This is a genomic window from Streptomyces shenzhenensis (genome assembly GCF_003688995.1).
Classification (GTDB): domain Bacteria; phylum Actinomycetota; class Actinomycetes; order Streptomycetales; family Streptomycetaceae; genus Streptomyces; species Streptomyces shenzhenensis_A.
Genome location: NZ_PENI01000026.1, coordinates 79,681 through 105,997 on the forward strand (window position 1 = coordinate 79,681; position 26,317 = coordinate 105,997).

At 72.2% G+C, this 26,317-nt stretch carries 23 protein-coding genes and 2 pseudogenes; 10 read left to right on the forward strand and 15 right to left on the reverse strand.

The features are described 5' to 3' along the window. Nucleotides 1-12: 12 nt before the first annotated feature. The 4 genes from CTZ28_RS32260 to CTZ28_RS32280 form a co-directional block, all read right to left on the reverse strand. Entirely contained in the window at nt 13-1,104 is a 1,092-nt protein-coding gene (locus CTZ28_RS32260; RefSeq protein WP_121893258.1) for an amidohydrolase family protein, read from the reverse strand. Between the two features lie 287 nt (nt 1,105-1,391). After that, nucleotides 1,392-2,183, reverse strand: coding sequence for an amino acid ABC transporter ATP-binding protein (locus CTZ28_RS32270; RefSeq protein WP_121893260.1), 792 nt, complete (start codon nt 2,181-2,183; stop codon nt 1,392-1,394). After that, nucleotides 2,180-3,016 carry an amino acid ABC transporter permease gene (locus tag CTZ28_RS32275; RefSeq protein WP_121893261.1) on the reverse strand — a complete coding sequence of 279 codons (837 nt, stop codon included), beginning with the start codon at nt 3,014-3,016 and terminating at the stop codon, nt 2,180-2,182. The genes CTZ28_RS32270 and CTZ28_RS32275 overlap by 4 nt, the downstream gene beginning before the upstream one ends. After that, nucleotides 3,013-3,864 (reverse strand): ABC transporter substrate-binding protein, encoded by an 852-nt coding sequence (locus CTZ28_RS32280; protein WP_121893262.1) that lies wholly within the window; start codon nt 3,862-3,864, stop codon nt 3,013-3,015. The genes CTZ28_RS32275 and CTZ28_RS32280 overlap by 4 nt, the downstream gene beginning before the upstream one ends. A 187-nt stretch (nt 3,865-4,051) precedes the next feature. Between CTZ28_RS32280 and CTZ28_RS32285 the strand changes: the two genes are divergently transcribed. The 5 genes from CTZ28_RS32285 to thpD all read left to right on the forward strand — a co-directional run bounded on the left by CTZ28_RS32285 (nt 4,052) and on the right by thpD (nt 8,599). Further along, nucleotides 4,052-5,161: a pyridoxal-phosphate-dependent aminotransferase family protein gene (locus tag CTZ28_RS32285; protein WP_121893324.1), complete on the forward strand. Its 1,110-nt coding sequence runs from the start codon at nt 4,052-4,054 to the stop codon at nt 5,159-5,161. 270 nt (nt 5,162-5,431) lie between these two features. Then, complete coding sequence (gene ectA / locus CTZ28_RS32290) at nt 5,432-5,950, forward strand: diaminobutyrate acetyltransferase (RefSeq protein ID WP_121893263.1); 519 nt, start codon at nt 5,432-5,434, stop codon at nt 5,948-5,950. 12 nt (nt 5,951-5,962) lie between these two features. Further along, on the forward strand, nt 5,963-7,234 hold the full coding sequence (gene ectB / locus CTZ28_RS32295) for a diaminobutyrate--2-oxoglutarate transaminase (protein ID WP_121893264.1): 1,272 nt from the start codon (nt 5,963-5,965) through the stop codon (nt 7,232-7,234). A gap of 71 nt (nt 7,235-7,305) precedes the next feature. Further along, nucleotides 7,306-7,710, forward strand: a complete 405-nt coding sequence (locus tag CTZ28_RS32300; RefSeq protein ID WP_121893265.1) for an ectoine synthase — start codon at nt 7,306-7,308, stop codon at nt 7,708-7,710. A 4-nt stretch (nt 7,711-7,714) separates the two neighbouring features. Next, on the forward strand, nt 7,715-8,599 hold the full coding sequence (thpD, locus tag CTZ28_RS32305; protein WP_121893266.1) for an ectoine hydroxylase: 885 nt from the start codon (nt 7,715-7,717) through the stop codon (nt 8,597-8,599). 25 nt (nt 8,600-8,624) lie between these two features. Here the strand turns inward: thpD and CTZ28_RS32310 are convergent, their stop codons facing one another. The 4 genes from CTZ28_RS32310 to CTZ28_RS32325 all read right to left on the reverse strand — a co-directional run bounded on the left by CTZ28_RS32310 (nt 8,625) and on the right by CTZ28_RS32325 (nt 13,379). Further along, complete coding sequence (locus tag CTZ28_RS32310; RefSeq protein WP_121893267.1) at nt 8,625-9,677, reverse strand: aminotransferase class V-fold PLP-dependent enzyme; 1,053 nt, start codon at nt 9,675-9,677, stop codon at nt 8,625-8,627. 97 nt (nt 9,678-9,774) lie between these two features. Further along, nucleotides 9,775-10,491: a DsbA family oxidoreductase gene (locus tag CTZ28_RS32315; protein WP_121893268.1), complete on the reverse strand. Its 717-nt coding sequence runs from the start codon at nt 10,489-10,491 to the stop codon at nt 9,775-9,777. A gap of 136 nt (nt 10,492-10,627) precedes the next feature. Beyond that, nucleotides 10,628-11,236, reverse strand: a complete 609-nt coding sequence (locus tag CTZ28_RS32320; RefSeq protein WP_121893269.1) for a DUF1349 domain-containing protein — start codon at nt 11,234-11,236, stop codon at nt 10,628-10,630. Nucleotides 11,237-11,849: 613 nt separating this feature from the next. Beyond that, the gene (locus CTZ28_RS32325; RefSeq protein WP_121893325.1) at nt 11,850-13,379 is read right to left on the reverse strand and encodes an aldehyde dehydrogenase (NADP(+)); all 1,530 of its coding nucleotides are present in this window, start codon (nt 13,377-13,379) and stop codon (nt 11,850-11,852) included. Between the two features lie 121 nt (nt 13,380-13,500). On the opposite strand from CTZ28_RS32325, the gene CTZ28_RS32330 reads away from it, so the two are divergent. The 5 genes and pseudogenes from CTZ28_RS32330 to CTZ28_RS32350 all read left to right on the forward strand — a co-directional run bounded on the left by CTZ28_RS32330 (nt 13,501) and on the right by CTZ28_RS32350 (nt 17,580). Beyond that, entirely contained in the window at nt 13,501-14,274 is a 774-nt protein-coding gene (locus CTZ28_RS32330) for an IclR family transcriptional regulator (RefSeq protein WP_121893270.1), read from the forward strand. A gap of 138 nt (nt 14,275-14,412) precedes the next feature. After that, nucleotides 14,413-15,870, forward strand: a complete 1,458-nt coding sequence (locus CTZ28_RS32335) for a peptidoglycan D,D-transpeptidase FtsI family protein (RefSeq protein ID WP_121893271.1) — start codon at nt 14,413-14,415, stop codon at nt 15,868-15,870. A gap of 91 nt (nt 15,871-15,961) precedes the next feature. Beyond that, nucleotides 15,962-16,375 (forward strand): annotated as a pseudogene (locus tag CTZ28_RS32340) (sigma factor-like helix-turn-helix DNA-binding protein); the annotation flags it as partial. An 80-nt stretch (nt 16,376-16,455) separates the two neighbouring features. Continuing rightward, nucleotides 16,456-17,000 (forward strand): annotated as a pseudogene (locus CTZ28_RS50010) (hypothetical protein). A 157-nt stretch (nt 17,001-17,157) separates the two neighbouring features. Beyond that, on the forward strand, nt 17,158-17,580 hold the full coding sequence (locus CTZ28_RS32350; protein ID WP_121893272.1) for a hypothetical protein: 423 nt from the start codon (nt 17,158-17,160) through the stop codon (nt 17,578-17,580). A 254-nt stretch (nt 17,581-17,834) separates the two neighbouring features. On the opposite strand, the gene CTZ28_RS32355 is transcribed toward CTZ28_RS32350, so the two are convergent. The 7 genes from CTZ28_RS32355 to CTZ28_RS32385 form a co-directional block, all read right to left on the reverse strand. Then, nucleotides 17,835-19,172, reverse strand: a complete 1,338-nt coding sequence (locus tag CTZ28_RS32355) for a pectate lyase family protein (protein WP_472926674.1) — start codon at nt 19,170-19,172, stop codon at nt 17,835-17,837. Between the two features lie 248 nt (nt 19,173-19,420). Continuing rightward, nucleotides 19,421-20,758, reverse strand: a complete 1,338-nt coding sequence (locus CTZ28_RS32360) for an ABC transporter substrate-binding protein (protein ID WP_121893273.1) — start codon at nt 20,756-20,758, stop codon at nt 19,421-19,423. A 117-nt stretch (nt 20,759-20,875) separates the two neighbouring features. Next, on the reverse strand, nt 20,876-22,441 hold the full coding sequence (locus CTZ28_RS32365; protein WP_121893274.1) for a glycoside hydrolase family 43 protein: 1,566 nt from the start codon (nt 22,439-22,441) through the stop codon (nt 20,876-20,878). Then, a complete protein-coding gene (locus CTZ28_RS32370) occupies nt 22,438-23,283 on the reverse strand; it encodes a DUF6807 domain-containing protein (RefSeq protein WP_121893275.1) in 846 nt (281 codons plus the stop codon). The genes CTZ28_RS32365 and CTZ28_RS32370 overlap by 4 nt, the downstream gene beginning before the upstream one ends. After that, nucleotides 23,283-24,428: a Gfo/Idh/MocA family protein gene (locus tag CTZ28_RS32375; protein WP_121893276.1), complete on the reverse strand. Its 1,146-nt coding sequence runs from the start codon at nt 24,426-24,428 to the stop codon at nt 23,283-23,285. The genes CTZ28_RS32370 and CTZ28_RS32375 overlap by 1 nt, the downstream gene beginning before the upstream one ends. Continuing rightward, entirely contained in the window at nt 24,425-25,309 is an 885-nt protein-coding gene (locus tag CTZ28_RS32380; protein ID WP_121893277.1) for a carbohydrate ABC transporter permease, read from the reverse strand. The genes CTZ28_RS32375 and CTZ28_RS32380 overlap by 4 nt, the downstream gene beginning before the upstream one ends. Continuing rightward, entirely contained in the window at nt 25,306-26,241 is a 936-nt protein-coding gene (locus tag CTZ28_RS32385; RefSeq protein WP_121893278.1) for a carbohydrate ABC transporter permease, read from the reverse strand. The genes CTZ28_RS32380 and CTZ28_RS32385 overlap by 4 nt, the downstream gene beginning before the upstream one ends. Nucleotides 26,242-26,317 lie beyond the last annotated feature (76 nt).

Here is a 26,317-nt window from a genome sequence, read left to right on the forward strand (position 1 = left end):
ACCACCCCACAGCTACCCCATGATCTGCCCCCGCAGCACCACCCGCCGCGGGGCCGCCAGCACCCGTACGTCCGCCCGCGGATCCGCCTCGTACACGACCAGGTCGGCGGGCGCGCCCTCGGCCAGTCCGGGCCGGCCGAGCCAGGCGCGGGCGCCCCAGCTGGTCGCCGACAGCGCGTCGACCGGCGGGATCCCCGCGGCGACCAGTTCGGCGACCTCGGCCGCGACCAGGCCGTGCGCCAGCGAACCGCCCGCGTCCGTGCCGACGTACACCGGGATGCCGGCGTCGTGGGCGCCGCGCACCGTGTCGTAGCGCCGCTCGTACAGCCGTCTCATGTGCGCCGACCAGCGCGGGTACTTGGTGTCGCCGCCCGCGGCGAGCTGCGGGAACGTCGCGATGTTGACGAGGGTCGGGACGATCGCCACGCCGCGCTCGGCGAACAGCGGGATCAGCTCCTCGGTCAGCCCCGTGGCGTGCTCGATGCAGTCGATGCCCGCCTCGACCAGGTCGCGCAGGGAGCTCTCCGCGAAGCAGTGCGCGGTGACCCGGGCGCCGAGCCGGTGGGCCTCGGCGATCGCCGCCGCCACGGCCTCGCGCGGCCAGCAGGCGGCCAGGTCGCCGAGGTCGCGGTCGATCCAGTCGCCGACCAGCTTGACCCAGCCGTCGCCGCGCCGCGCCTCCTGGGTGACGTGGGCGACGAGTTCGTCCGGCTCGATCTCATGGGCGAAGTCGCGGATGTAGCGGCGGGTGCGCGCGATGTGCCGGCCGGCCCGGATGATCCTCGGGAGGTCCTCGCGGTCGTCGATCCAGCGGGTGTCCGAGGGCGAGCCCGCGTCGCGGACCAGCAGGGTGCCCGCCTCCCGGTCGGTCAGCGCCTGCTTCTCGGCGGCGTCCGCGTCGACCGGGCCCTGCGTGCCGAGGCCCACATGGCAGTGGGCGTCGACCAGTCCGGGCAGCGCCCAGCCGGTCACGGTCGTCAGATCGCGGGCGCCGGCCGGACGGTCGTAGCAGATCCGCCCGCCGACCACCCACAGCTCGTCGCGGACCTCGTCCGGACCGACGAGGATCCGCCCCTTCACGTGCAGCACCGCGTGATCGCTCATGTACGGCACCTTAGTGAGCCGCTGGGGCCCTGTCGTCAGGCCCCCGTCGTCCGCCCGGAGGACGGGCCCTGCGGCGTCCTGGAGTTCGACGACAGGGCCTGAGCGCTGCGCTGAACCTGCCGCGATGTGCCGTCGGTCGGCTGCGGCACCGTCGTGGCTGGTCGCTCCCCCAAGTTCTCGGCTTCGCTCGAACAGGGGGGACCCCCATCGCGGCGGAGCCGCATATCAATACAGCCCCGCGCCCCTTCAGGGCGCTGTCGAACCGCAGCGGACTTCACCGGACCTGCTCAGTCCCCGTGGCCCACCCGGTCGGGGGGCTCTTTCCGGACGGCCGCCGTCGCCGGGTCGAGGAGGCGGGAGAGGAAGTGACGGGTGCGTGCGTGGCGCGGGGCGCCGATGACCTGGTCGGGGGTGCCGTCCTCGACGATCACCCCGCCGTCCATGAAGACGACCCGGTCGGCGACCTCGCGGGCGAAGGTCATCTCGTGGGTGACGACCATCATGGTCATGCCCTCGTCGGCGAGCATGCGCATCACGGCGAGGACGTCCCCGACGAGTTCCGGGTCGAGCGCCGAGGTCGGCTCGTCGAACAGCATGACCTCGGGGCCCATGGCGAGCGCGCGGGCGATGGCGACGCGCTGCTGCTGACCGCCGGAGAGGGCGGCGGGGTAGGCGTCCGCCTTCTCGGACAGACCGACCCGCGCCAGGTTGCGGGCGGCGACCCGGGCGGCCTCCGCCTTGTCCCGGCGCAGCACACGGCGCTGCGGCAGGGTGAGGTTCTCGGCCACGGTCAGATGCGGGAACAGGTTGAACTGCTGGAAGACCATGCCGATACGGCGGCGTACGGCGTCGATGTCCACGTCGGGGTCGGTGAGTTCGGCGTCGCCGACGAACACCTGGCCCCGGGTCGGCTCCTCCAGCAGGTTGACGCACCGGAGCAGGGTCGACTTGCCGGAGCCGGAGGGGCCGATGACGCAGACGACCTCGCCCCGGCCGACCTCCAGGTCGATCCCGCGCAGCACCTCGTCGGCGCCGAAGGACTTGTGCAGTGCGCGGACGCGGATCTCGGGGCGGCTCACCTGACGGCCTCCTGGGCCTTGGACTCCATACGGCGGACGACGAGGCTGAGCGGGACGGTGACCAGCAGATAGCACAGGCCGGCCACCAGGATCGGCGTCGAGTTGGCCGTCTGGCTGGCCAGGTCCCGGCCGAGCTTGGACAGTTCGCGCTCCTGGAGGGTGACGCCGAGGAACAGCACCAGCGAGGAGTCCTTGAACAGCAGCACCAGTTCGTTGGTGAGCGGCGGCAGGATGATGCGGAACGCCTGCGGGACGATGACCGAGACCATGGCCCTCGCGGGCGAGAACCCCAGCGAACGGGCCGCCTCCAGCTGCCCCTTGGGCACGGCCTGGATGCCGGCGCGGATGGTCTCCGCCATGTAGGCGGCCGAGACCAGGCCGAGCGCGAGCGCGACCTTGCCGTACGTCCCGCCGGGGATCTCGGTGCCGGGGAAGGCGAGCGGCACGGCGACACCGACGAAGATGAAGATCAGCAGGGCGGGCAGGCCGCGGAAGATCTCGATGTAGACGCTCGCGAGCCAGCGGTAGGGGCCCACGGACGACAGCCGCATGAGGGCGATCACCATGCCGAGCACCAGTCCGAAGACGAAGCCGGACAGGGTGTAGAGCACGGTGTTCTTCAGCGCCAGCGTGATGACGTCGGGGAACATCTGCCGGGCGATGTCCGCCTGCGCGAACTGGTTCCGCAGCCGGCCCCAGTCCGCGGCGACCGCCAGGGCGGTCACCGCGGCGGCGAAGACGGCGTACTGGGTTCCCCGTGCCAGCCCGCGTCTTTGGCGGCGGGTCAGTCCCTTTCTGCGGGGTGTGACGTCGGTGTGCTCCGGACCGGTCATGAGGCGGCGGGCGACGCGGCGGAGGCGTCGTAGGGGCCGATCCACTGCTCGTACAGCTTCTTGTACGTGCCGTCCGCCCTGGCGTCCCCGATGGCCTTGTCGACGGCGGCGAGCAGCTCGGCGTTGCCCTTCTTCACCGTGAAGCCGTACTGCTCACCGGTGTCGAGGTTGTCCACCACCTGGAACGCGTCGGCGTTTGCCTTGTCCTTCAGCCAGCCCTGGACGACCGGGTAGTCGATGACGACGGCCTGGACCTGGCCGGTGCGCAGGCCGTTGAGCACGGCGTCGGAGGACTCGAAGGAGACCGGGTCGTAGCCCTTGCTCTTCGCGTAGTCCTCGCCGGTGGTCTGCGCCTGGGCGCCGAGCTTGCCGCCCTTGGCCTTGACGGCGGCGAAGGAGGTGATGCCGCTCTTCTTGTCGACGAGGACGGCCTGGGTGGCGTCGAAGTACGGGTCCGAGAAGTCGACGTTCTTCTTGCGCTCGGCGGTGATGGTCATGCCGGCGGCGCCCAGGTCGCACTGTCCGGAGTTGAGGAAGGCCCCGGTCTTGAAGTTCTCGAAGGGCGTGTCGAGGATCTGCTGGCGCACGCCCAGGTTCTTGGCGACCAGGTCGATCAGGGCGACGTCGAAGCCCTGCACCGTGCCGTCGATCTCGGACTGGAACGGCGGGTAGGGCAGGTGGGTGCAGGTGGTGAGCTGCCCGGCCTTGACCAGTTCGACCCCGCCGGCGGCGGTCTTGGCGGCGCCGCCGGAGCTGTCGTCCGACGAGCAGCCGGCCACGAGGGCCAGCGCGGCCGCGGCGACGGTGGCGGCCAGGACACGGGTCCGGCGCCCGGGGAGCGTGATCACGGGACCTCCTGTGGGGGGAGTGCGGCTTCTGAAAATCAACGTCCGATTATAAGAATATCTTGGGGTCTCCCCAAGCAATCCCATGGGTACGGGGCTTTTGACCTGAGAAGTCACCGGCCGCCGGGAGCGGGAGGTGGCCGGTTACGCTCGTCGGAACCGACCCCTCGTGAGCGAAGAGAGCACCGCCGTGACCCACCCCTTCCTCGATCTGCCCCCGCTGACCGCCGCGCGGTTCGCCGCCGTCGAGGACCGGGTGGCCCGGCTGCTCGGCACCCGGCAGGACGTCGTGATCATGCAGGGCGAGGCGCTGCTGCCGCTGGAGGGCGCGATCCGCGGAACGGCCGGTCCCGGCACCACTGCGCTGAACGTGATCACGGGACCGTACGGGCAGACCTTCGGGAACTGGCTGCGGGACTGCGGTGCGACGGTGGTCGACCTGGCGGTGCCGTTCCACACGGCGGTCACCGCGGACGGGATCCGGGCGGCCCTCGCCGCACACCCGGAGATCGACTTCGTCTCCCTGGTGCACGCGGAGGCGGCGACCGGGAACACCAACCCGGTCGCGGAGATCGGCGAGGTGGTGCGGGCGCACGGCGCGCTGTTCTACCTGGACGCGGTGGCCTCCGTCGGCGCCGAGCCGGTGCTGCCGGACGCCTGGGGCGTGGACCTGTGCGTGATCGGCGCGCAGAAGGCGATGGGCGGCCCGGCGGGGGTGTCGGCGGTGTCGGTGAGCGAGCGGGCCTGGACCCGGATGGCGGCGAACCCTCGCGCCCCGCGCCGCTCCTACCTCTCCCTGCTCGACTGGAAGGAGCGCTGGATCGACACGGGCCGTACCGCGCTGCCGCACGCGCCGGCGCAGTTGGAGATGCTGGCGCTGGAGGCGTGCGTGGAGCGGATCGAGAGCGTGGGTCTCGACGCGGTGACGGCCCGGCACCGGAGCGCCGCACTGGCCGCGCGGGCGGGGGCGCTGGCGCTGGGCGGGGGTCTGGAGCCGTATGTGCACGAGGCCGCGGACGCGGCGCCGGTGGCCACGACGCTGCGGGTGCCGCCGGGCGTGGTCGCGTCGGAGCTGGTGGACCGGGCGCTGGCGAGCGACCCCGCGCTGCCGCTGGCCGCGGGGGGCGGCGCGCTGGCCAAGGAGATGATCCGGGTCAACCACTACGGTGCGGACGCGACGGTCGAGGCGGTGCGCGGCTCCCTGGCGGCACTGGGCGCGGCCCTCTCCGCGCAGGGACTGACCGTCGACCTGGCGGCCGCCCACCGCGCCGCCGGCTCCGCCGACTCTGCGGGCCGATAATCCTCCCTATCGGCCGCATGGCCGGAGGCTGAAATCATTGACAATTCGGGTCCCTATTTTCGGATAGCTTTCCCGAGTTCTTCTGCCCGCTTTCTCCGAGGCTAAACAAGAAGTTTTTCGCGCAGGTTTCGCCCGTGTGACGCACTCCACATCGGGGGGCGATTTGTCACTATTCATGCAGGACAAAACGCCACATATCAAGCCCCCTTACGCATCGACGCCCGCCCGCAACCGTGCATTTCTGAATTCGGCTCGCTAAATTCAATGCGCATGACTGCCGCACAAGCAGACCTGCTCATCGACCGCCCGGAGGTGACGGACGGGGCCGCTCTCTGGCGTATTGCCAAGGACTCCGGAACCCTCGATCTGAACTCCTCGTACAGCTATCTGCTGTGGTGCCGCGACTTCGCCGGCACCTCGGCGGTGGCCCGCGGAGCGGACGGCGCACCCGTCGGTTTCGTCACCGGGTACGTACGGCCCGAGCGCCCGCGGACCCTGCTCGTCTGGCAGGTCGCGGTGAACGCGGCGTACCGCGGCCACGGCGTGGCGGCCGCACTGCTCGACGGGCTGACCGCGCGGCTCGGCGCCGGGCACGGCATCGCCTCCGTCGAGACGACCATCACCCCCGGCAACACCGCCTCCGAGCGCCTGTTCACCTCGTACGCCGCCCGGCACGGCGCCCCTGTCACCCGCGAGGTGCTGTTCGACTCCGGGCTGTTCCCCGACGGCCCCCACCAGCCGGAAGTCCTGTACCGGATCGGCCCGTTGACCCCCCACTCGTCGCACTGAGGAGCGATCACCGTGACCATCACGCAGCCCGACCTGAGCGTCTTCGAGACCCTGGAGTCCGAGGTGCGCAGCTACTGCCGCGGCTGGCCCACCGTCTTCGACCGTGCCCGGGGCAGCCTGATGTACGACGAGGACGGGCACCGGTACCTCGACTTCTTCGCCGGTGCGGGCTCACTCAACTACGGCCACAACAACCCCGTACTCAAACGGGCGTTGATCGACTATCTGATGCGGGACGGGGTCACCCACGGCCTGGACATGTCCACCACGGCCAAACGGACCTTCCTGCAGACCTTCCAGGACCTGGTGCTGCGCCCGCGCGACCTGCCGTACAAGGTGATGTTCCCGGGCCCGACCGGTACCAACGCGGTCGAGTCCGCGCTGAAGCTGGCGCGGAAGGTGAAGGGCCGCGAGGCGATCGTGTCGTTCACCAACGCCTTCCACGGCATGTCCCTCGGCTCGCTGGCCGTCACCGGCAACGCGTTCAAACGGGCCGGGGCCGGGATCCCGCTGGTGCACGGCACGCCGATGCCCTTCGACCACTACCTGGACGGGCGGGTCCCCGACTTCCTCTGGTTCGAGCGGCTGCTCGGCGACCAGGGCTCCGGGCTCAACCAGCCCGCCGCGGTGATCGTCGAGACCGTGCAGGGCGAGGGCGGCATCAATGTCGCCCGGCCCGAATGGCTGCGCGGGCTGGCCGAGTTGTGCGCGCGCCGCGACATGCTGCTGATCGTCGACGACGTCCAGATGGGCTGCGGCCGCACCGGCGCCTTCTTCTCCTTCGAGGAGGCCGGCATCGTGCCCGACATCGTCACCGTGTCGAAGTCCATCAGCGGCTACGGACTGCCCATGTCGCTGTGCCTGTTCAAGCCCGAGCTGGACATCTGGGAGCCGGGCGAGCACAACGGCACGTTCCGCGGCAACAACCCCGCGTTCGTCACCGCCACCGCGGCCCTGGAGACGTACTGGGCCGACGGCTCCGTCATGGAGAAGCAGACCCGGGCCCGGGGCGAGCGGATCGAGCGGGAGCTGATCGCGGTCGCCGAGGAGAACCCCGCCGAGGTGAAGGAGTACCGGGGGCGGGGGCTCGTGTGGGGCCTGGAGTTCCACGACAAGGGGCGCGCGGAACGGGTGGCCCGGCGCGCCTTCGAACTCGGGCTGCTCATCGAGACGTCCGGCCCGGAGAGCGAGGTCGTCAAGCTGCTGCCCGCGCTCACCGTCACCCCGGACGAGCTGGACGAGGGGCTGAGCATCCTCGCCCGCGCCGTACGGGAGACCGTCTGACCCGTCCGGCACCAGCGGCGCCGCCCGGCGCCGTCACCACGACACTTCCACCGAGGAGGCTGTGCACCACCGTGATCGTCCGTTCGTTCAAGGAGATCGAAGGCACCGACCGTCATGTGAAGGCGGCGTCCGGCACCTGGGAGAGCAAGCGGATCGTGCTCGCCAAGGAGCGGGTCGGCTTCTCCCTCCACGAGACCGTCCTGTACGCCGGCACCGAGACGTCGATGTGGTACGCCAACCACATCGAGGCCGTCGTCTGCGTCGAGGGCGCGGCCGAGCTCACCGACCACGAGACCGGGAAGACGTACTCGATCACCCCCGGCACCCTGTACCTCCTCGACGGCCACGAGCGGCACACGCTCCGGGTCCAGGAGGACTTCCGCTGCATCTGCGTGTTCAACCCGCCCGTCACCGGACGGGAGGACCACGACGAGAACGGCGTCTACCCCCTGCTCACCGAGCCCGAGGAGGTCTGAGCACATGACGGTCACCGACCTCTACCCCAGCCGCGGCGCCACCGAGGTGTCCGTACCCCGCCAGGACCCGGTCGTCTGGGGCTCCCCCGACGCGCCGGGACCCGTCCCGGCCGCCGATCTGCGGGCGTTCGAGCGCGACGGCTTCCTCACCGTCGGGCAGCTGATCGACGACGCCGAGGTCGTCCGCTACCGGCAGGAGCTGGACCGGCTGATCGCCGACCCGGCGGTCCGCGCCGACGAGCGCTCGATCGTGGAGCCGAAGTCGAAGGAGATCCGCTCCGTCTTCGAGGTCCACCGGATCAGCGAGGTGTTCGCGGAGCTCGTCCGCGACGAGCGGGTGGTCGGCCGGGCCCGGCAGATCCTCGGCTCGGACGTGTACGTCCACCAGTCCCGGATCAACGTCAAGCCGGGCTTCGGGGCCAGCGGCTTCTACTGGCACTCGGACTTCGAGACCTGGCACGCGGAGGACGGGCTGCCGCGCATGCGGACGGTGTCCGTGTCGATCGCGTTGACCGAGAACCATGACACCAACGGCGGGCTCATGATCATGCCGGGCTCGCACCGCACGTTCCTCGGGTGCGCGGGGGCCACGCCCGCGGACAACTACAAGAAGTCGCTGCAGATGCAGGACGCGGGCACGCCGTCCGACGCGGCGCTGACCGCCCTGGCGGGCGAGCACGGCATCCGGCTGTTCACGGGCCCGGCGGGCTCCGCGACCTGGTTCGACTGCAACTGCATGCACGGCTCGGGCGACAACATCACCCCGTTCCCGCGCAGCAACGTCTTCATCGTGTTCAACAGCGTGGAGAACACGGCGGTCGAACCCTTCGCGGCGCCGGTGCGGCGGCCGGAGTTCATCGGCGCGAGGGACTTCACGCCGGTCCGCTGAGCGGCCCGCGGCCCCCGGCGCGGGGTCAGCCGGCCAGCACGTCCAGCAGGCGGTCGACGTCCGCGGGCGTGTTGTACAGATGGAAGGAGGCCCGCAGCTGGCCCGCGCGGTCGGACACCTCGATGCCCGCGCGGGCCAGCTCGGGCCTGCGGTGGCCGAGCCCCGGCACGGAGACGATCGCCGAGCCGGGCGCGGGCCGGGCTTCATGGCCGAGCCGGGCGAGTCCGGCGCGGAAGCGGACGGCGAGTGCCGTGTCGTGGGCGTGCACGGCGGCCACGCCGATCTCCTCGATCAGCGCGAGCGAGGGGCGCAGCCCGGCGTAGCTGAACAGGGCCGGGCTCACGTCGAACCGCCGGGCGGAGTGGGCGAGTTCCTCGACGGGCCCGTAGCAGCTCGCCCAGGGTTCCTCCCCCGCGACCCAGCCGGCCAGCACCGGTGTCAGCGCGCCGAAGTCCTCCGGTACGACGAGGAAGGCCGCGCCGTGCGGGCCGAGCAGCCACTTGAAGGTGGTGGAGACGGTGAAGTCGGACGCGTCGGCGTCCATCGGCAGCCAGCCTGCCGCCTGCGAGAAGTCGACATAGGTGCGGGCACCGTGGGCCGCCGCCGCGGCGCGCAGCGCGGGCAGGTCGGCGATCCGGCCGTCCGCGGACTGCGCGGCGCTGACCGCGACCAGTGCGGTGCCCGGCCGGACGGACTCGGCGAGCCGGTCCAGCGGTACGGCCCGTACCTTGAGGTCGCCGCGCATGTGGAACGGGTTCACCACGGAGCTGAAGTCGGCCTCGGCGGTGAGGACTTCGGCGCCGGCGGGCAGTGCGGCGGCGACAAGGCCGGTGTGCGCGGCGACGGAGGGGCCCGCCGCCACCCGGGTGGCCGGGACGCCGGCCAGCCGGGCGAAGGACGCCCGGGCCAGCTCGACGTCCTGGAACAGCGGGTCCAGCGGGCTGCCCGCGGCCCGGAGCGCCACCGCCTCGTGCAGCGCGGCGACGGACCGGGCCGGGAGCAGGCCGCTGCTCGCGGTGTTCAGAAAGGTGTTCTTCGGGGCGAACTCGGCGCGGACGAGGCTCTCGAAGGTCTCCATGGGTCCACTGTGCGGCCCCGTGCGGTCACCGTCCATTGCGGATGGTTACAGGGTTCCCCTCAGCGGCGCTTATACGTCGGCCCCGGCCTGCGGTTTCTCAGTTCTGCGGCACCGCGCATCCGTCCGGGCCGCAGGCGTCCGCGGCGCCCTGGTCGATCAGCTTCAGCGGGGAGCGCTCGCCCCACGCCTGGGTGAGCGCCTGGCTGAAGACCTCGGCGGGCTGGGCACCGGAGACGCCGTACTTGCGGTCGAGGACGAAGAAGGGCACGCCGTTCGCGCCGAGCTGGGCGGCCTCGCGCTCGTCGGCCCGGACCTCGTCGGCGTAGGCGGCGGGGTCCGCGAGCACCGCGCGGGCGGCGTCGGCGTCGAGTCCGGCCTCGGCAGCCAGCTGCACCAGCCGGTCCTCGCCCTCGGTGAAGACGGAGCGCTCCTCGGCGAAGTTGGCCCGGTACAGGATCTGGATCAGTTCGTCCTGGCGGCCGTGTTCCTTGGCGAAGTGCAGCAGGCGGTGCATGTCGAAGGTGTTGCCGTGGTCGCGGCCGCGGGTGCGGTAGTCCAGTCCCTCGGCGGTGGCCTGCGCGGCAAGGTTGTCCTCGCCGGCCTGGGCCTGTGCCTCGCTCATGCCGTACTTCCGGGTGAGCATCGTCAGCACGGGCTGGACGTCGCCCTTGGCGCGGCCCGGGTCCAGCTCGAAGGAGCGGTGCACCACCTCGACGCCGTCGCGGTGCGGGAAGGCCGCGAGCGCCTTCTCGAAGCGGGCCTTGCCCACGTAGCACCAGGGGCAGGCGATGTCGCTCCAGATCTCGACGCGCATGGTCTCGGCTCTCTCCAGGTCCGGCGGTGCGGAGGCGGTCCCCGCGATTCGGGTGAACGTTCAAGCAGCCTGGTTCATTCCCCGGCCGGTCGCCCCGCGGCGGGCGGTCCGCCGCACCGGGTGCGGGTCCGCGCGGTCAGCTGCCGTCTCTGAGATCGCTCGGCCAGGCGGGCCTGAACCGGATGTGGTCGTACGTCACGACGCAGCCCTCCCCCATCGGCGACTGGGTCAGGAAGCCGACCAGGGCCGCGTCCGTCTCCTTCTCGCCGCCCAGCGTGAACAGCCGTACGAAGGTCCAGCGCTCGCCGTCGCGGGAGGCGTGGAAGGCGAAGGCGCGGCCGGTGCGGCTGATCCGCAGCCAGACGGAACTGCCGTCCACGGTGAAGGAGTTGGCATCGTCGGAGTGGCCGCGGGTGACCACGGTGCAGATGGTGGGCAGGTCCGGGGAGTACTCGAGGCAGAGCTTGGCCCAGGCCCGGTCGCCGACGTGGACGTAGAGCACACCGGCGTCGAAGGCGGCCCGGAACCCCACGGTGACCCGGGCGATCAGCTGGAAGTCCCCCTCCGGCGCCCCGAGCAGCCGGGGCGCGTCGGAGGCCGGGTCCAGGGCCTCCCCGGTCGGCGGCACGAAGCGGTCCTGCCGGGGGCCCGCCCACCCGGTGAGCACGCCGTCCTCGTAGGACCAGTGACCGTCGGGTCCGTAGGTACGGAGCGGGAAAGGCAGTTCGGAAAGTTCCACGTCCATCACCCGATTCTCGCAGCCCCCCGCCGACACCCACCCGAGGGCCACAGAAAACCACACACCGAACCCGCCCGCTCCCCGGCAACCCGAGGAACGCGGAAAACCACACCGGGGACCGGGACGCTCCCCCCGGCCACAGGACACCCCGCGCCCCTGCGGGCCAGGCCATCCCCGGGTAACGGACCCCCATGGTGCGGCGCGGGCGCCACCTCACACCCCCGACGGCCAGCCGTTCCCGCCCCGCCGGCGGGGCTGGCTCGGCCATGATCTCGCCACCAGCCGCCTCCCCGGCGGACACCTGCACGGCCGCAGAAAGATCGCCGGACAGACGGGACACCCCCGGCCACCGGACACCCCGCGGCCCCTGTGGGCCGGGTACGGACCCCCATGGTCGCGGTGAGACCGCCGGCCCGGCGGGGCGATACCCCGGCCACCCGAGGAACGCGGAAAACCACACCGGAGCCCGGGACGCTCCCCCGGCCACCCGACACCCCGCGCCCCCGTGGGCCAGGCCATCCCCGGGTGCGGACCCCCCATGCCGGGCAGGCGGGGCCGCGCCCCGGTCGCCCGGGAGACCGTGGCGGGGGCCGGGGCGCTCCCCGTGACCCCGGTGGGGCTAACGTTCCAGGGACCCGTTGAACCGGCGGGGCAGTGCCAGCGGGTTGTCGTCCCGCAGTTCCGGCGGGAGCAGGGCCTCGGGGGTGCTCTGGTAGACGACCGGCCGCAGCCAGCGCTCGATCGCCGTGCCGCCCACGGAGGTCGAAGTGGACGTCGTCGCCGGGTACGGGCCACCGTGGTGCTGCGCGGGCGCCACCGCGACCCCCGTCGGCCAGCCGTTGACCAGGACGCGCCCGGCCAGCGGGGTCAGCTCGGCCAGGATCTCGGCGCCGCGGCCGGCGCCCGCCGCCTCCTCGGCGGACAGCTGCACGGTCGCGGTGAGGTTGCCGGGCAGACGGGACAGCACGGCGCGGACCTCCGCCTCGTCCTCGTAGCGGGCCACGACGGTCACCGGTCCGAAGCACTCCTCCAGGAGGAGGTCGTACGCGCCCTCCTCGGCCAGCTTGGCGGCCGGCACCGTGAGGAAGCCCGGGCTCACCGTGTGCTCGCCGCCCGCGCCCGGGGTGACCGGCGAGTCCACGCCGTCGAGTCCGGTGCGTTCGGCGACCCCGGCGATGAAGTTGTCCCGCATGCGGTGGTCCAGCAGGACCCCGGCCTCGGTGTCGCTCACGGCGTCGGTCAGGGACTTCACCAACTGGTCGCCCGCCGCGCCGGAGGGCGCGAGCACCAGGCCCGGCTTCACACAGAACTGGCCGACGCCGAGGGTCATCGACCCGGCGAGGCCGGTGCCGATCGCCTCGGCGCGCTCGGCGGCGGCGGCCTCGGTGACGACGACCGGGTTCAGGGAGCCCAGCTCGCCGTGGAAGGGGATCGGGACCGGCCGGGCGGCCGCCGCGTCGAACAGGGCACGGCCACCGCGCACGGAACCGGTGAACCCGGCCGCCGCGACCAGCGGGTGCTTGATCAGTTCGATGCCCGCCCCGAAGCCGTGCACCAGGCCGACGACGCCCGCGGGGATGCCGTGCTCGGCGGCGGCCCGCCGCAGCGTGTCGGCGACCAGTTCGGACAGGGCCGGGTGGTCGGGGTGGGACTTGACGACCACCGGGTTGCCCGCGGCCAGCGCGCTCGCGGTGTCGCCGCCGGCGACGGAGAAGGCGAAGGGGAAGTTGGACGCCGAGTAGACGGCGACGACGCCGAGCGGGACCTTGATGCGGCGCAGGTCCGGGACGGGCGGGGTGGCGGTGGCGTCGGGGTGGTTGATGATGACGTCGAGGAACGCGCCCTCGTCGACGATGTCCGCGAAGGCCCGCAGCTGGTAGCTGGTGCGGGCGAGCTCGCCGGTCAGCCGGACCGGGCCGAGCGCGGTCTCCGCGTCGGCGGCCTCGATCAGCCGGTCCCGGGCCGCGTCCAGGCCCGCCGCGGCCGAGCGCAGGAAGGCCGAGCGGACCGCGCGGTCGGCCAGTGCGGCGCGCGCGGCGTGGGCGGCTCGGACGGCGGCGTCGACCTCCTCGGCCGTGGCCTCCACCGCGACCTGCTCACGCTGCTTCCCGGTACGCGGGTCGACACTCCAGACTGGTGCTGCTGCCACCGCGGGTCCCTCCACAAGTATCAGGGTCATTCACCAGGTTCGTTCGATATGCTGAACGCCGTCTCAGGTGATGAATATGCTGTTGGAGACTATTTCCCGTCCAACGAAGGGGTCAAGGGCGATGTCGGCAGGCGAGACAGGTGGCGGGGCGCAGGTCAAGTCCGCGGTGCGGACCGTCGAATTGCTCGAGTACTTCGCCGGCCGGCCCGGTATGCACTCCCTCGCGGCCGTCCAGGAGGCCGTCGGGTACCCCAAGTCCAGCCTGTACATGCTGCTGCGCACGCTCGTGGAGCTGGGCTGGGTGGAGACGGACGCGACCGGCACGCGTTACGGCATCGGGGTGCGGGCGCTGCTCGTGGGGACGTCGTACCTCGACGGCGACGAGGTGGTGGCCGCGGCCCGCCCCACGCTGGACCGCCTGTCGGACGACACGACGGAGACCATCCACCTGGCCCGTCTGGACGGCACCAACATCGTCTATCTGGCCACCCGCCAGTCGCAGCACTATCTGCGCCCGTTCACCCGCGTCGGCCGCCGGCTGCCCGCGCACTCCACGTCCCTCGGCAAGGCGCTGCTCGCCACCCACACCGACGAGCAGGTGCGCAAGCTGCTCCCGGAGACCCTGCCCGCCCTGACCGAGCACACCATCACCGACCGGGAGAAGCTCATCGAGGAGCTGCACCAGGTCCGGGAGCAGGGCTTCGCCGTCGACCGGGAGGAGAACACGCTCGGGCTGCGCTGCTTCGGCGTCGCCATCCCCTACCGCACCCCCGCCCGCGACGCGATCAGCTGCTCGGTGCCGGTGGCCCGGCTGACGCCCGCCCACGAACAGATGGTCAAGGACGCCCTGTTCGACGCCCGCGACCGGCTGACGCTGGCCACGCGCAGGCTGTGACGGACGCCGGCGGCTGCGGTCCGTCGCGATCGCGGCCTGCCGAACACCGGGCTCACGGGACACGGTTCTCTGAGCACACGATGAGAAAACGGGGTCAACAGGAACGTTTCCCGCCGTCTCCTCGTCCTTGTGTGCGGGATGAACAAGACGATCAGGCGGGCGTCCGTCTTCGCGCTGCTGCTCGTGCTCGCCCTGCTCATGCGGGCGACCTGGGTGCAGTTCTACGACGGCAAGGCCCTCGCGGACGACAAGGACAACCGGCGCAACGCGATCCAGACGTACGCGGCACCGCTCGGGAACATCGTCGTGGCCGGGAACGCGGTCACCGGCTCGGCGCGCACGTCGGGGGGTGATCTCGCGTACAAGCGCACCTACAAGGACGGCGCGCTGTACGCCGCGGTGACCGGCTACGCCTCGCAGAGCTATGCGCCCACCCAGCTGGAGGGCATCTACCAGGACCTGCTCAACGGCACGGACACCCGGCTCAAGACCGTCATGGACACGGTCACCGGCGAACGGGCCGCCCCGGGCGATGTGATCACGACGATCGACCCGGACGTGCAGAAGGCGGCGTACGACGCGCTCGGCGACAAGAAGGGCGGCGCCGTCGCGATCGACCCGAAGACCGGCCGGATCCTCGCGGTCGTGTCGACCCCGTCGTACGACCCGGCCACGCTCACCGACGCCAACACCGCCGGGTCCGCCTGGAAGCGGCTCAACGCCGACCCCGACAAGCCGCTGACCAACCGCGGGCTGCGCCAGCCGCTGCCGCCGGGCTCGACGTTCAAGCTGGTCGTCGCGGCGGCGGCGCTGGAGGACGGGCTGTACCCGAACGTGGACGAGCGGACCGAGAGCCCGGACCCGTACCGGCTGCCCGGCACCACGCGGGACCTCGCCAACGAGAACACCTCCGCGCCCTGCGAGAACGCCTCGATCCGCACCGCCCTGCGGTACTCCTGCAACAATGTCTTCGCGAAGATGGCCGTCGACCTCGGCCAGGACAAGGTGAAGGCGATGGCCGACAAGTTCGGCTTCGACGACGACAAGCGGGACGTGCCGGTGCGGGCCTACACCAGCGTCTACCCGTCCGGCATGGACGACGCGCAGACCGCCCTGTCGGGCATCGGCCAGTTCGACGTGACCGCGACCCCGCTGCAGCTGGCCATGGTGTCGGCCGCCATAGCCAACGGCGGTGAGCTGGTCTCGCCCCATATGGTGTCGCAGATCACCGACAGCGGCGGCGATGTGCTGCAGAACTACGACGACAGCGCCGGCCGCACCAGGATCGTCAGCTCCACTACCGCCGAACAGCTCCGGTCTGCGATGCAGACGGTGGTCGAGCAGGGCACGGGCACCAACGCGCGGATTCCGGGTGTCACCGTCGGCGGCAAGACCGGCACCGCGCAGCACGGCGAGAACAACAGCAAGACGCCGTACGCCTGGTTCACCTCCTACGGCACGTCCGACACGTCGGGCAAGGAGGTCGCCGTCGCGGTGATGGTCGAGCAGTCGGACGCGGCGCGCTCGGAGGTCAGCGGCAACGGGTTGGCTGCGCCGGTTGCGCAGGCGATGATGCGGGCGGCGCTGAAAAGGTGACCGCTGTTGTGCTGCCGAGGTCCGGTCGTGGTTCGGTGCCGGCCGGTGGGGGCCGGCCGCGCAGTTCCCCGCGCCCCTTCAGGGCGCTGCCCTGCCCGGCGGCTACTTCACGCCGCGTGGGCACCTGTTGACCGGCGAGCCGGATGCCGCCGACGATCTGGCCGCGGACGCGCTGCTCGCGCTGTGGCACCGCTGGGACCACCGCGAGGAGCGCACCGAGAACCCCGATGTGGCGGGCGTCGTCGATGTGCAGGAGGCGCTGCGCGGACTGCCGTTCAGGAAACGGGCGTGCGTGGTGCTGCGGCACGCCTTCGACCTGTCGGAGCGGGAGACCGCGCTCGCCCTGGGGATCTCCGTGGGTACGGTGAAGAGCCAGACGTCGAAGGGCATGGCCGAGCTCCAGCGGCGGCTCGGCTCCCGGGACCTGCCCCGGACGGTGCCCGCGGCGGTGGGGGCGCCGCCCCGCGCGGGGACGGCCGCGGCCCTGCGGGTACCCGGCGGCGGGAGGTGCCCGAGGGGGTGCCGGAGGAGGTGCGCGCCCGGCTGCGCGCGGCGGCCGGGGCGCACCGCCCGGACCGGGCGCGCATGCTGGCCCGGACCGAGCGGGGCAGGGCCGCCGGTGACCGGCCCGGACCAGGGAACGCACCGACGCCGAGGGGCGGTTGGGTCCGGGTGGCCGGCGCCACCGCGGCGGTCGCCGGGGTGCTCGCGGTCTGCGGCTACGGGGTGGCGTCCGGCGTACGGTAGGACCCGCCCCCGCGGCGGACCGTCGCGGCCTCGCCCGCCCCGGCGGCGCGGTCGACCCGCACAGCAACGCGTTCTGGGCGCAGAGCGAGGTGACCCTGAGCACGGCGCGGCCGCTGACCTCCCTGAGCGTGCGGCTTGCGGTCGCCCGGACCGGCGGTGTGACCTCCACCGGGGCCTGGCGCACGCTGCCCGAGGACGACTTCACGCTGACCGCCCGGGAGCGGGGCGGCTTCCTCGTCTTCACCTGGACGCTCAGAGCGGGGCGTACGGTCCCGGCGGGGGACTGGATCTTCGCCGGGCAGTACGACCACGACCGCGGCGGCCGGGACGCCGGGGACGACCGCTACACGATCACCGGCACGACGGGCAACGCGCCACCGTGACAGGCGACTTCACCGCGCGATGACCAGGCGGACCCGACGGGACGGAGCGGGGGACGCCCGGGCGGTTGACGGCACCGGGCGGCGGACACAATGCAGAGGCGGGAGCCGTCGCCGACGGTGACCGCCGAGCCGGGAGCGGACGGAGGGGGACACCGCGATGGATCTGACGCCGATCGTGACACCGGGGGCCCAGGCGCTGGTCGCCGCCATCATGACCGACGGGTGGGAGCGGGTGCGCGGCTGGCTCGCGGCCCGGTGGAGCGGGCGGACCGGCGAGCCGGCGGACGAGATCGAGCGGCGGCTCGACGACGCGCACCGGCAGCCGGCGGGCCGGGACCCGGACGACGGCCAGGACCCGGACGACGGTGCGGCGCGGGCCCGGCTCACCGCCCGCTGGACCGCCTTCCTGCTGGCCGCCGTCGCCGAGCGGCCCGAACTCCTCGGCCTCGTCCGCGAACTCGGCACACCCGCCGGAGCCCTGCACGACAACAGCAACAGCAACAACAACAGCGGAACGGTCACCTCGCTCGTCCAGAGCCGTGATGTGCACGGCGGAATCCGGCTCGGCCCGGGCTCCTGAGCGCCACCGCGCCGTCCGCGGGCGTGCCGGTTCGGAGCCCGTGGACGCGGTCGGCGGCCGCCAGTCGCCGAGGTCGCCGGCCGGGGTGTGCGACGCGGCCTCGGCGTCGGTGAACTGCGGCCGGTCCGCAGGGACGGTGACCGTGGCGCCGGGGGGAGCCGTGCCGGCCGAACGGGCGGGGGCCTCGCCGCGGCCCCGCCGGTGGTGGGGGCGGGCCGGGGCGGCGGGGCCCCGGCCCGTGCGCGCGGGGCGGGTCAGCCGAGCCGGCCGGCGCCCGCGCGGTGGTCGACGATGCCGGGCACGGCCCGGGCCGGGTCGACCCTGGTCCGCAGGGTGGGCGTCCAGCCGGCGCCGGACTGGAGGGTCTCGCCGGGTACCTCGGCGTTGTGGACGGCGATCAGATCGGTCCGTACGCCGTTGACGTAGTTGTCGTCGGCGGTGAGCGGCGCCTCCTTCCACTTCTTCAGGATCGACCCCGCCGTGACGCCGTCCGCGAGGGTGAACGCGTTGTGCTCGGCGACGAGTTGGGACTCCATGCCGATGCCGAAGCTGTAGCCGTAGCCGGGCTCGGCGACGAAGTGGTTGTTGTAGGAGTCGACCTGTCCGAAGCGGACCCGGGGCGCGCGCTCGACCAGGTTCGCGAACAGGTTGTGGTGGAAGGTGACCTTGAGGTGGCCCCGGTCGACCGCGGCGGTCGCGGCGCTGTCGCTGTTGCCGATCAGGATCGTCTTGTCGTGGTCCCTGAAGACGTTCCAGGAGGCCGTGACGTAGTCGGCACCCTTGACGATGTCCAGTTCACCGTCGTGCTGTTCGTAGATCCGTCCGTAGTGGTACGGGTGGGTGCTGTCGGGGTGGTCGCCGTCGGTGAAGGTGTTGTGGTCGATCCACACCTGGGTCGAGCCGTAGATCACCGCGCTGTCGTACTCGGAGTTCCAGTTGCCGTCGGCGGTGTCGGTCGGGTCCCACTGCGGGAAGCAGTCGAGCGGGCTCTCGAAGGTCAGGTTGCGGACGATGACGTTGTCGACGTCCTTGATCTGCAGGCTCGCGCCCTTGAAGCCGGCGTCCCTGCCGATGCCGACGATGGTCGTGTTGGCCGGGACGAACGCCTTGATGAAGGCGTCCTGGCGGGCGGCGGAGGCGCGGCGCAGTCCCTCGGGGCTGTCGGCGGGCTCCTCGTCCAGGGTCCTCTCGCGGCCCCATTTCTCCGGGGAATAGGTGTCCAGGTAGGTGGCGAAGTCGTAGCCCGGCGCCTGGAAGGAGGCGCAGTCCGGGCCGTCGGCGTCGATGGTGCCGCTGACTCTGACGATCTTCGGCGCGCTGCCGCCGTCGGCCAGGGCGGCCTTGAACTCCTCCCAGGTGGTGACGGTGTAGACATGCGCGCGGGCGGCGGCGGCGCCGCCGGTGGTGCCGGTGCCGTGGGCGCCCCAGCCGTCGTTCGCGGGCAGCACCTGGCGGGTGACGTCGGCGCGGTGGGCGGGCTGCGCGGCAGCGGTGCCGGTGACGGCGAGCACGAGGGCGGTGCAGCTCACGGCGACGGCCACACGAGCACGAGTGGCACGAGTGGCACGTTCATGACATGCAGAGATACGCACGGTCGGGTCTCCTCGGTTAGTCCGATACGAGCCAGGTGATGTCCACGTCGTACAGCCGCACGACGTCGCGCGGCGACCTGCGGGCTCGGCGCTCGTCTCGTCGTTGTGCGCCGGCCCGACCTGTCTGCGGGTGAGTGACACGATGGTGTGTCTTCGGGACAGGGGGTGGGGAAGGCGGGGCGCGCGGGGAGCCGTGCGCCCGGCCCACGCCGGCCGGCGGCTCCCCGCCGCCGGGGCCCGTCGGGCAGTCAGTGGTTCTGCTTCCAGTCGGCCTGCGCCTTGTCGAGCTGGTCGGCCAGGGTGTCCAGGAAGTCCTTCGCGCTCATCTTCCCGAGCAGCAGCTTCTGGAAGTTCGGCTCGTTGTCGGCCTTCGAGATGGTGTTCCAGTCGGGCAGGTAGTACGGCAGCTGCACGATCTTGGTGCCGGTCCCGTTCAGCGCCTCCGCCGCCAGCTTCGTGGGCTCGGCCCGCTGGATCCAGGCGTCCCCGGCCGCGTCGGTGTTGGCCGGGACCTGGCCCGCGGACTCGTTGAACTTGGAGTTCTCCTCGTGCGACAGCGCGAACTCGATGAACTTCCAGGCCGCCGCCTTGTTCTTGCTCGACTTGAACAGGCTCAGCCCGTCGACCGGGTTGGACACCTGCACGCGAGTGCCGTCCTCCAGCGTCGGGTTCGGAATCCCGCGGAACTTCCCGTCGCCAAGCGCCTTCAGATGGTCCTGGTAGGAGCCCAGGTTGTGGCTCAGCATGCCGATGGTGCCGCTGTCCCACTGGGCGACCATCTTGGTGAAGTCGTTGTTGACGTCGGCCGCCGGGGTGACCTTCTTGTACAGCGCGACGTACTTCTCCAGGGCCGCCACGTTCCGCGGGTCGTTGACGGTGGTCCTGTCGCCCTTCCAGAACGAGGTGATGCCGGTCTGCCCGTACACCGCGTCCAGGGCCGGCGCGATGGCGCCCTCGCCGCCCCGGATGGTGAAGCCGAACCGGTTCTTGCCCTGGTCGGTGAGCTTGTCCGCGGCGTCGTAGAACTTCGACCAGGTGGTCGGCGCGTCGAGGCCGGCCTGCTCGAACAGGTCGGTGCGATACCACAGGGTGCCGTTGTTGGCCGAGGTCGGCACCTGGTAGAGGTCGTCCCCGCCGCCCGCCGACTTGGAGATCGCCAGCAGGCCGTCGTTCAGCCTGCCGTTCAGCGAACTCTTCGCGACCCGGTCGTCGAGCGGCTCCAGCGCCCCCTGCACCGCCACCGCGGCGAGCATCGCCGTGCCCACGCCGCCGACATCGGGCAGCCCGCCGCCCTGGATGGCGGTGTCGTACTTCGACTGGGCGCTCGCGGCGGGAATGCCGACGTACTCGACCTTGATGTCCGGGTACTTCTTCTCGAAGTCGGCGATGACCTGCTTCCAGATGTCGGTGCGCACACCGCCGTTGTTGTCCCAGAAGGTGATCGTGCCCTTGCCCGAGCCCTCGTCGCCCTTGTCCCCCGCGCTGCCGCTGCCGTCGTCACCGCAGGCGGTGGCGGTCAGCACGAGCACGGAGCCCAGGGCGACGGCCGTGGCGGCGCGCCTGCTTCTGCGGATGCTCTTCATCATTGTCGGCTCTCTTCATTCTGGTTCCAACGGGGATGTGACGGTGTGGGGGGTGTGTCCGATCTCGCGGTCGCCGGTGCGCACCGACGACCGTGGTGCCGTGTCCTGGTCCGCGGGGGCTCAGGACGGGGTGATGCGGAAGTGCGTGAAGACGGCCGCCCCGGCCTGGCCCGGTCCCTCGGGCGCCAGCGCGAACAGGCCGAGCAGGGCGCCGACCCAGCGCCAGGGCGTGGCGGCGAACACGGGCCCCGAGCGGCGCAGCCCGGCCCCCGCGTCGTGGGCGAAGCGGCAGCGCGCGCCGGGTCCGGCCTCGATCCGCAGCCGGACCCGTCCCGCGGGCACCGGGACCGGCCGGGCGGCGTCCCGCTCCCGCTCCGCCACGGACTCGGCGAACCGGTGCACGAGCCGGACCGTGCCGTCGGCGTCCCGTTCGAGCCCGATCCAGGCGAATGCGTCCCCGAGCACCGCGAGCCCCGCCCGCGCGCCCGGCTCCGCGCCGTCCAGGCGCAGTTCGACCTCGGCCGCGCACGGCGAGCCGGGCAGCCGCTGGGTGAGGACGTTCGGCACCGCGCGCAGATCGTGCGCGCCGGCCGAGCGGACACAGGCGAGCCTGAGCCCGTCCCCGGAGTGCTGGGTGGCCCAGCCGTCCTGCGGATTGGCCGTCCACTGCCACTGCCGCCCGTACCGTCCGCCGGGGAAGTCGTCGTCGGTGGCGGGCGCGACGGCCGGCTGCGGCGGCAACGCGGGTTTGCGGTGCACCGCGACCGGGCTGCCCTCGTGCCCGAGCACCGGCCAGCCTCCCCCGCTCTCGGCTTCGCCCGAGCCGGAGGCGTCCCCATCGGTCCAGCGCATCGGCTGGAGGTGGACCACCCGGCCGTACGCGCCGCGCTGCTGGAAGTGCAGGAACCAGTCCTCGCCCGACGGGGTGCGCACCCAGCCGCCCTGGTGCGGCCCGTTGACGTCGGTGTCCCCCTGCTCCAGGACCGACCTGCCCTCGTACGGCCCGAAGAACGCGCGGGACCGGAAGGCGCCCTGCCAGCCCGTCGCCACTCCCCCGGCGGGCGCGAAGATCCAGAACCAGCCGTCGTGCCGGTAGAGCTTGGGGCCCTCCAGGGTGAACCAGCCGGGGATCCGGTCGCCGTCGACGATCACCTTGCCCTCGTCCAGCAGGCTGGTGCCGTCGGGGTGCATACGGTGGCCGGTGAACCGGTTCTTGATGCCGGAGCGGGATCTGGCCCAGGCGTGCACGAGGTAGGCCTCGCCGCTCTCCTCGTCCCACAGCGGGCAGGGGTCGATCAGTCCCTTGCCCTCCTTCACGAGGTGCGGCGCCGTCCACGGGCCGCGGATCTCAGGGGCGTTGACCTGGAAGATGCCCTGGTCGGGGTCGCCCCAGAAGATCCAGAAATGCTCGTCGTGGTGGCGCAGCGACGGCGCCCAGACCCCGCAGTCGTGGCGCGGCACGGCGAACCGCCCGGCCGGTTCCAGGGCGGGCAGCGCATGGCCGACCAGTGTCCAGTTGACCAGGTCGCGGGAGTGCAGCAGCGGCAGTCCCGGGGCGCGGCCGAAGCTGGAGGCGGTGAGGTAGTAGTCGTCGCCGACGCGGACGACGTCCGGGTCGGACCAGTCGGCGTCGAGGACCGGGTTGCGGTAGGTGCCGTCGCCGAGGTCGGCGCCGTGCAGGCTCATGGCCGCACCGCCCTGCGCACCAGCGCCGCGGCCTCGTCCCGGTCCGGGCGGCCGTCGGCGACGACGGTGACGACGCGGCGTACGACGGTCCCGCCGGGCGGGACGGGCAGCCGCTCGGCGTGCGCCAGCGAGGAGCCCACCCCCGGGTACGCGGCGGTGCGCACGAACCACGGGTCGCGCCGGGTGTCCGCGGTGGCCCCGGCGAACACCAGGGTCCAGCCCGCGCCCGCCAGGGCCAGCCAGTCGGCGGGCCGGCCGTGCACCGCGGGCTCGCCCGCGCGGTCGGCGGTGAAGACCTCCGGCGCGCGGTCCTCCTTGCGGGCCCGCCAGAAGAAGCCGCCGTAGGCCGCGCCGGGGCGCCCGTTGGTGGCGGGGCTGCCGATCGACAGCGGGCCCGCGGTGACGTTGGTGAGGGAGAAGGTGAAGTCCAGCGCCCAGGCGGTGCCGGTGAGTTCGGTGGCGGCGACGGTGCGCCGCTCGCGCAGCAGTTCACCTCCGGCGGCCACCCAGCGCAGTTCCTCCACGAAGCCGTCGGGGTCGCGCAGTTGGAAGGCGAGGTGGCGCTGGGTGCCGTGGTTGTCGAGCTCGGTGGGGCCGCGGTCGCGGACGAAGGTGCGGCCGCCCCAGAAGTTGTGCCCCTCGACGTCGGGAACGGCGACACCGACGCCGAGGTGGTGGAGGTGGTCGGCGGGGCTCAGCTCGGTGACCGCCGTGCCGGCCAGGGTGGTGACGGGATGCAGGAAGGGACGCGGGGCGAGCCGGGCCGGGAGTTCGGGCCGGGTGAGATAGCGGCCGACCGGGCGGCCCGCGACGCGCAGCACCAGGGTGTCGTCGGCCGTCATCAGGTGCTCACCTCTTTCGGCGCGGCCCAGGGGGCGCCCAGCTCGGAGTAGAGGGCGAGGGTGTCGGCACAGGCCGCGACGAGCCCGTCGACGCCGCGCACCGCCCGGCGGTTCTCGGCGGGGAGGAACCGCCAGGTCCCGGCGGGCAGCGCGACCGGGTCGGGGGCCAGCCTGACCGCCTCGACGACCCGCATGAAGGCGCCCGTCGCGGCCGGCGGCACCAGTGGTTCCTCCCCGGTGGTGAGGTGCGCGAGCAGGTTCTCCAGCAGACCGGTGCGGCCGTACTCGGTCTCCTCGGGCCCGTGGTCCGCGCGTTGCAGCAGCACCCGGTCCTGCTTGTACCAGAAGGTGATCCGGCCGCGGTCGCCGTGCACCATGACATACGGCTCGCCGGGCCGCTCGGCGCACAGGGTCGCGGCCACGGTGACCGGGCCCCGGGGGGTGCGGACGCGGACGCAGGAGGTGTCGTCGGACTCGATGTCGTTGGCGCGCAGCAGTTCGGTCTCGATGCCGGTGACGTCGTCGGCGCGGGTGGTGCCGAGCACGGCCAGCGCGGTGGCGACGGCGTGCGCCAGCGGGTTGGTGAGCACGCCGTCGACCACGTCGACGCCGTTCAGCCGCCGCTTGCCGGCCCAGGGCACCCGCCGGAAGTACGCCTCGTCGCGCGCCCAGGCCCCGGCCGCGCCGACTCCGGCGACCTCCCCGACGGCGCCCTCGGCGATCAGCTTGCGGATCGCGGGCAGCGCGAGCGAGCCCAGCGACTGGAAGCCGATCTGGCAGGCCACCCCCGCCGCCGCGATCCCGTCGCAGAGCCGCCGGAACTCGGCGTAGGACGGCGCGGGCGGCTTCTCGAGGAGGAGGTGCACGCCCCGCTCGGCCGCGGCGAGGGCGAGGTCCGTGTGGGTGGGGATCGGGGTGCAGATGACGGCGATCCGGGCGCCGGTGGCGTCGAGCAGGGCGCCGAGGTCGGCCGACTGGAGCGGGGCGCCGAGCCCGTCGGGGATCTCGTGCGGGGCGAGCGGGGCCAGTTCGCAGATGCCCACCAGCCGCACCAGCCCGCGCCGCTGGAGCCCGTGGATGGTGTCCAGGTGCCGGCGGCCGTGCCCGCGGGCGCCCGCCAGGACCACCGGTACGACCGTGCTCATCCCTTCACCGCCCCCGCGCTGAAGCCCGTGATCAGCCACTTCTGGATGAACGCGAACACGACGACGACGGGGACGGCGGCGACGATGCCGCCCGCGGCCAGCGCGCCGAGGTCGACGCTGTCCGCGCTCATCAGGGTGTTGAGGCCGACCGGGATGGTCTGCTTGCCCTGGTCGGACAGGAACATCAGGGCGAACAGGAAGTGGTTCCAGGCGTGCACGAAGGCGAAGGAGCCGACGGCGATCAGCCCGGGGCGCAGCAGCGGCAGGACGACGATCCGGAAGGCGGTCAGCCGGCCGCAGCCGTCGACCCAGGCGGCCTCCTCCAGGGAGTACGGCACGTTCCGGATGAAGCCGCTGATCAGGATCATCGACAGGGGCAGCTGGAAGACGGTCTCGGCGATGATGACGCTGCCGAGCGAGTTGATCATCTTCAGCTCGGCGAAGATCTGGAAGAGCGGGACCAGCAGCAGCGCGCCCGGCACGAACTGCGAGCACAGCAGGGCCAGCATGAAGCCGCGCTTGAGGCGGAAGTCGAACCGGGCGAGGGCGTAGCCGCCGGCCAGCGCGACGACGGTGGTCAGCAGCAGGGTGGCGATGCCGACGTACACGCTGTTGGCGAAGTAGGTGCCGAAGCTGCGTTCGGTCCACACCTTCTGGAAGTGGTCGAAGGTCATCGGCCAGGGCACCAGCGAGGTGGAGCCGGCCGGGCGCAGCGCGAAGAGCAGGATCCAGTAGAAGGGGATCAGGGTGAACAGGAGGTAGACGGACAGGGGGAGGTAGATCTGCCAGCGCGGGACCTCGTCCCAGGCGCGGCGCCTGTGGTGCGGCCGGGCGGGCTCTGCGGCCACCCGTTCGGGTGCGGGAGCGATCTCGGTGATCACTTGGTCTCACCTCCGAACTTGCTCAGTCGCAGATAGACGATCGAGCAGAAGAGCAGGATCGCGAACGCCACCGTGGTGAGGGCGGACGCGTAGCCGAAGTTGTGGGCGTCGACGCTGGTGTTGGCGATGTACAGGGGCAGGGTGGTGGTCTCGCCGGCCGGGCCGCCGCCGGTGAGGGTGTAGAGCAGGTCGACGTTGTTGAACTCCCACACCATGCGCAGCAGCGTGGACAGCACGATCGCGTCCTTCAGGTGCGGCAGCGTGATGTGCCAGAACTGTTTGAGCCGGCTCGCGCCGTCGACCTCGGCGGCCTCGTACAGGTCCTTCGAGACGGACTGGAGGTCGGCGAGGATGAGGATCGCGAAGAAGGGGACGCCGCGCCACAGGTCGGCGACCACCGCGGCCGGGAAGACGGTCGACGTGTCCGAGAGCCAGCTGGTGCCGTACGAGCCGATGCCCAGGTCGGCGAGGTAACGGGTGATGCCCGTCTGGGAGTTGTAGAGCAGTACCCAGATCGCGGAGGTCAGCACGCCGGAGACGGCCCACGGGGAGAAGACGAGGGCGCGGCCGAGCCCGCGGCCCACGAACGTCTGGTTGACGATGAGGGCGAGCGCGAGGCCGAAGAGCAGTTGGAGCCCGACCTCCACGACGACCCACTTGGCGCTGAAGGTCAGCGTCTGCCAGAACTGCGGGTCCTCGGTGAAGGCGTGGACGAAGTTGTCGAAGCCCGCGTAGCCGTTCCGCCACGGTTTGGTGGGGTTGTAGTTCTGCAGGCTGTAGTAGAAGACGCTGATCACCGGGTAGGCGATGAAGCCCAGCATGAGCAGGGCCGCGGGGGCGATCAGCAGGTACGGCAGCCTGCGCGGTGTCGCGGAGGCACGGCGCCGCCGGGGTGGCGCGGGCGGTTTCGCCACGGCTGCGGCTTGGGCCATGACTGTTCTCCGATCTGATACGGCTCGTATATGCGTTCGGGTGAAGCGCTTTCTCTCCGGGTGTTCGGCGGTCCGG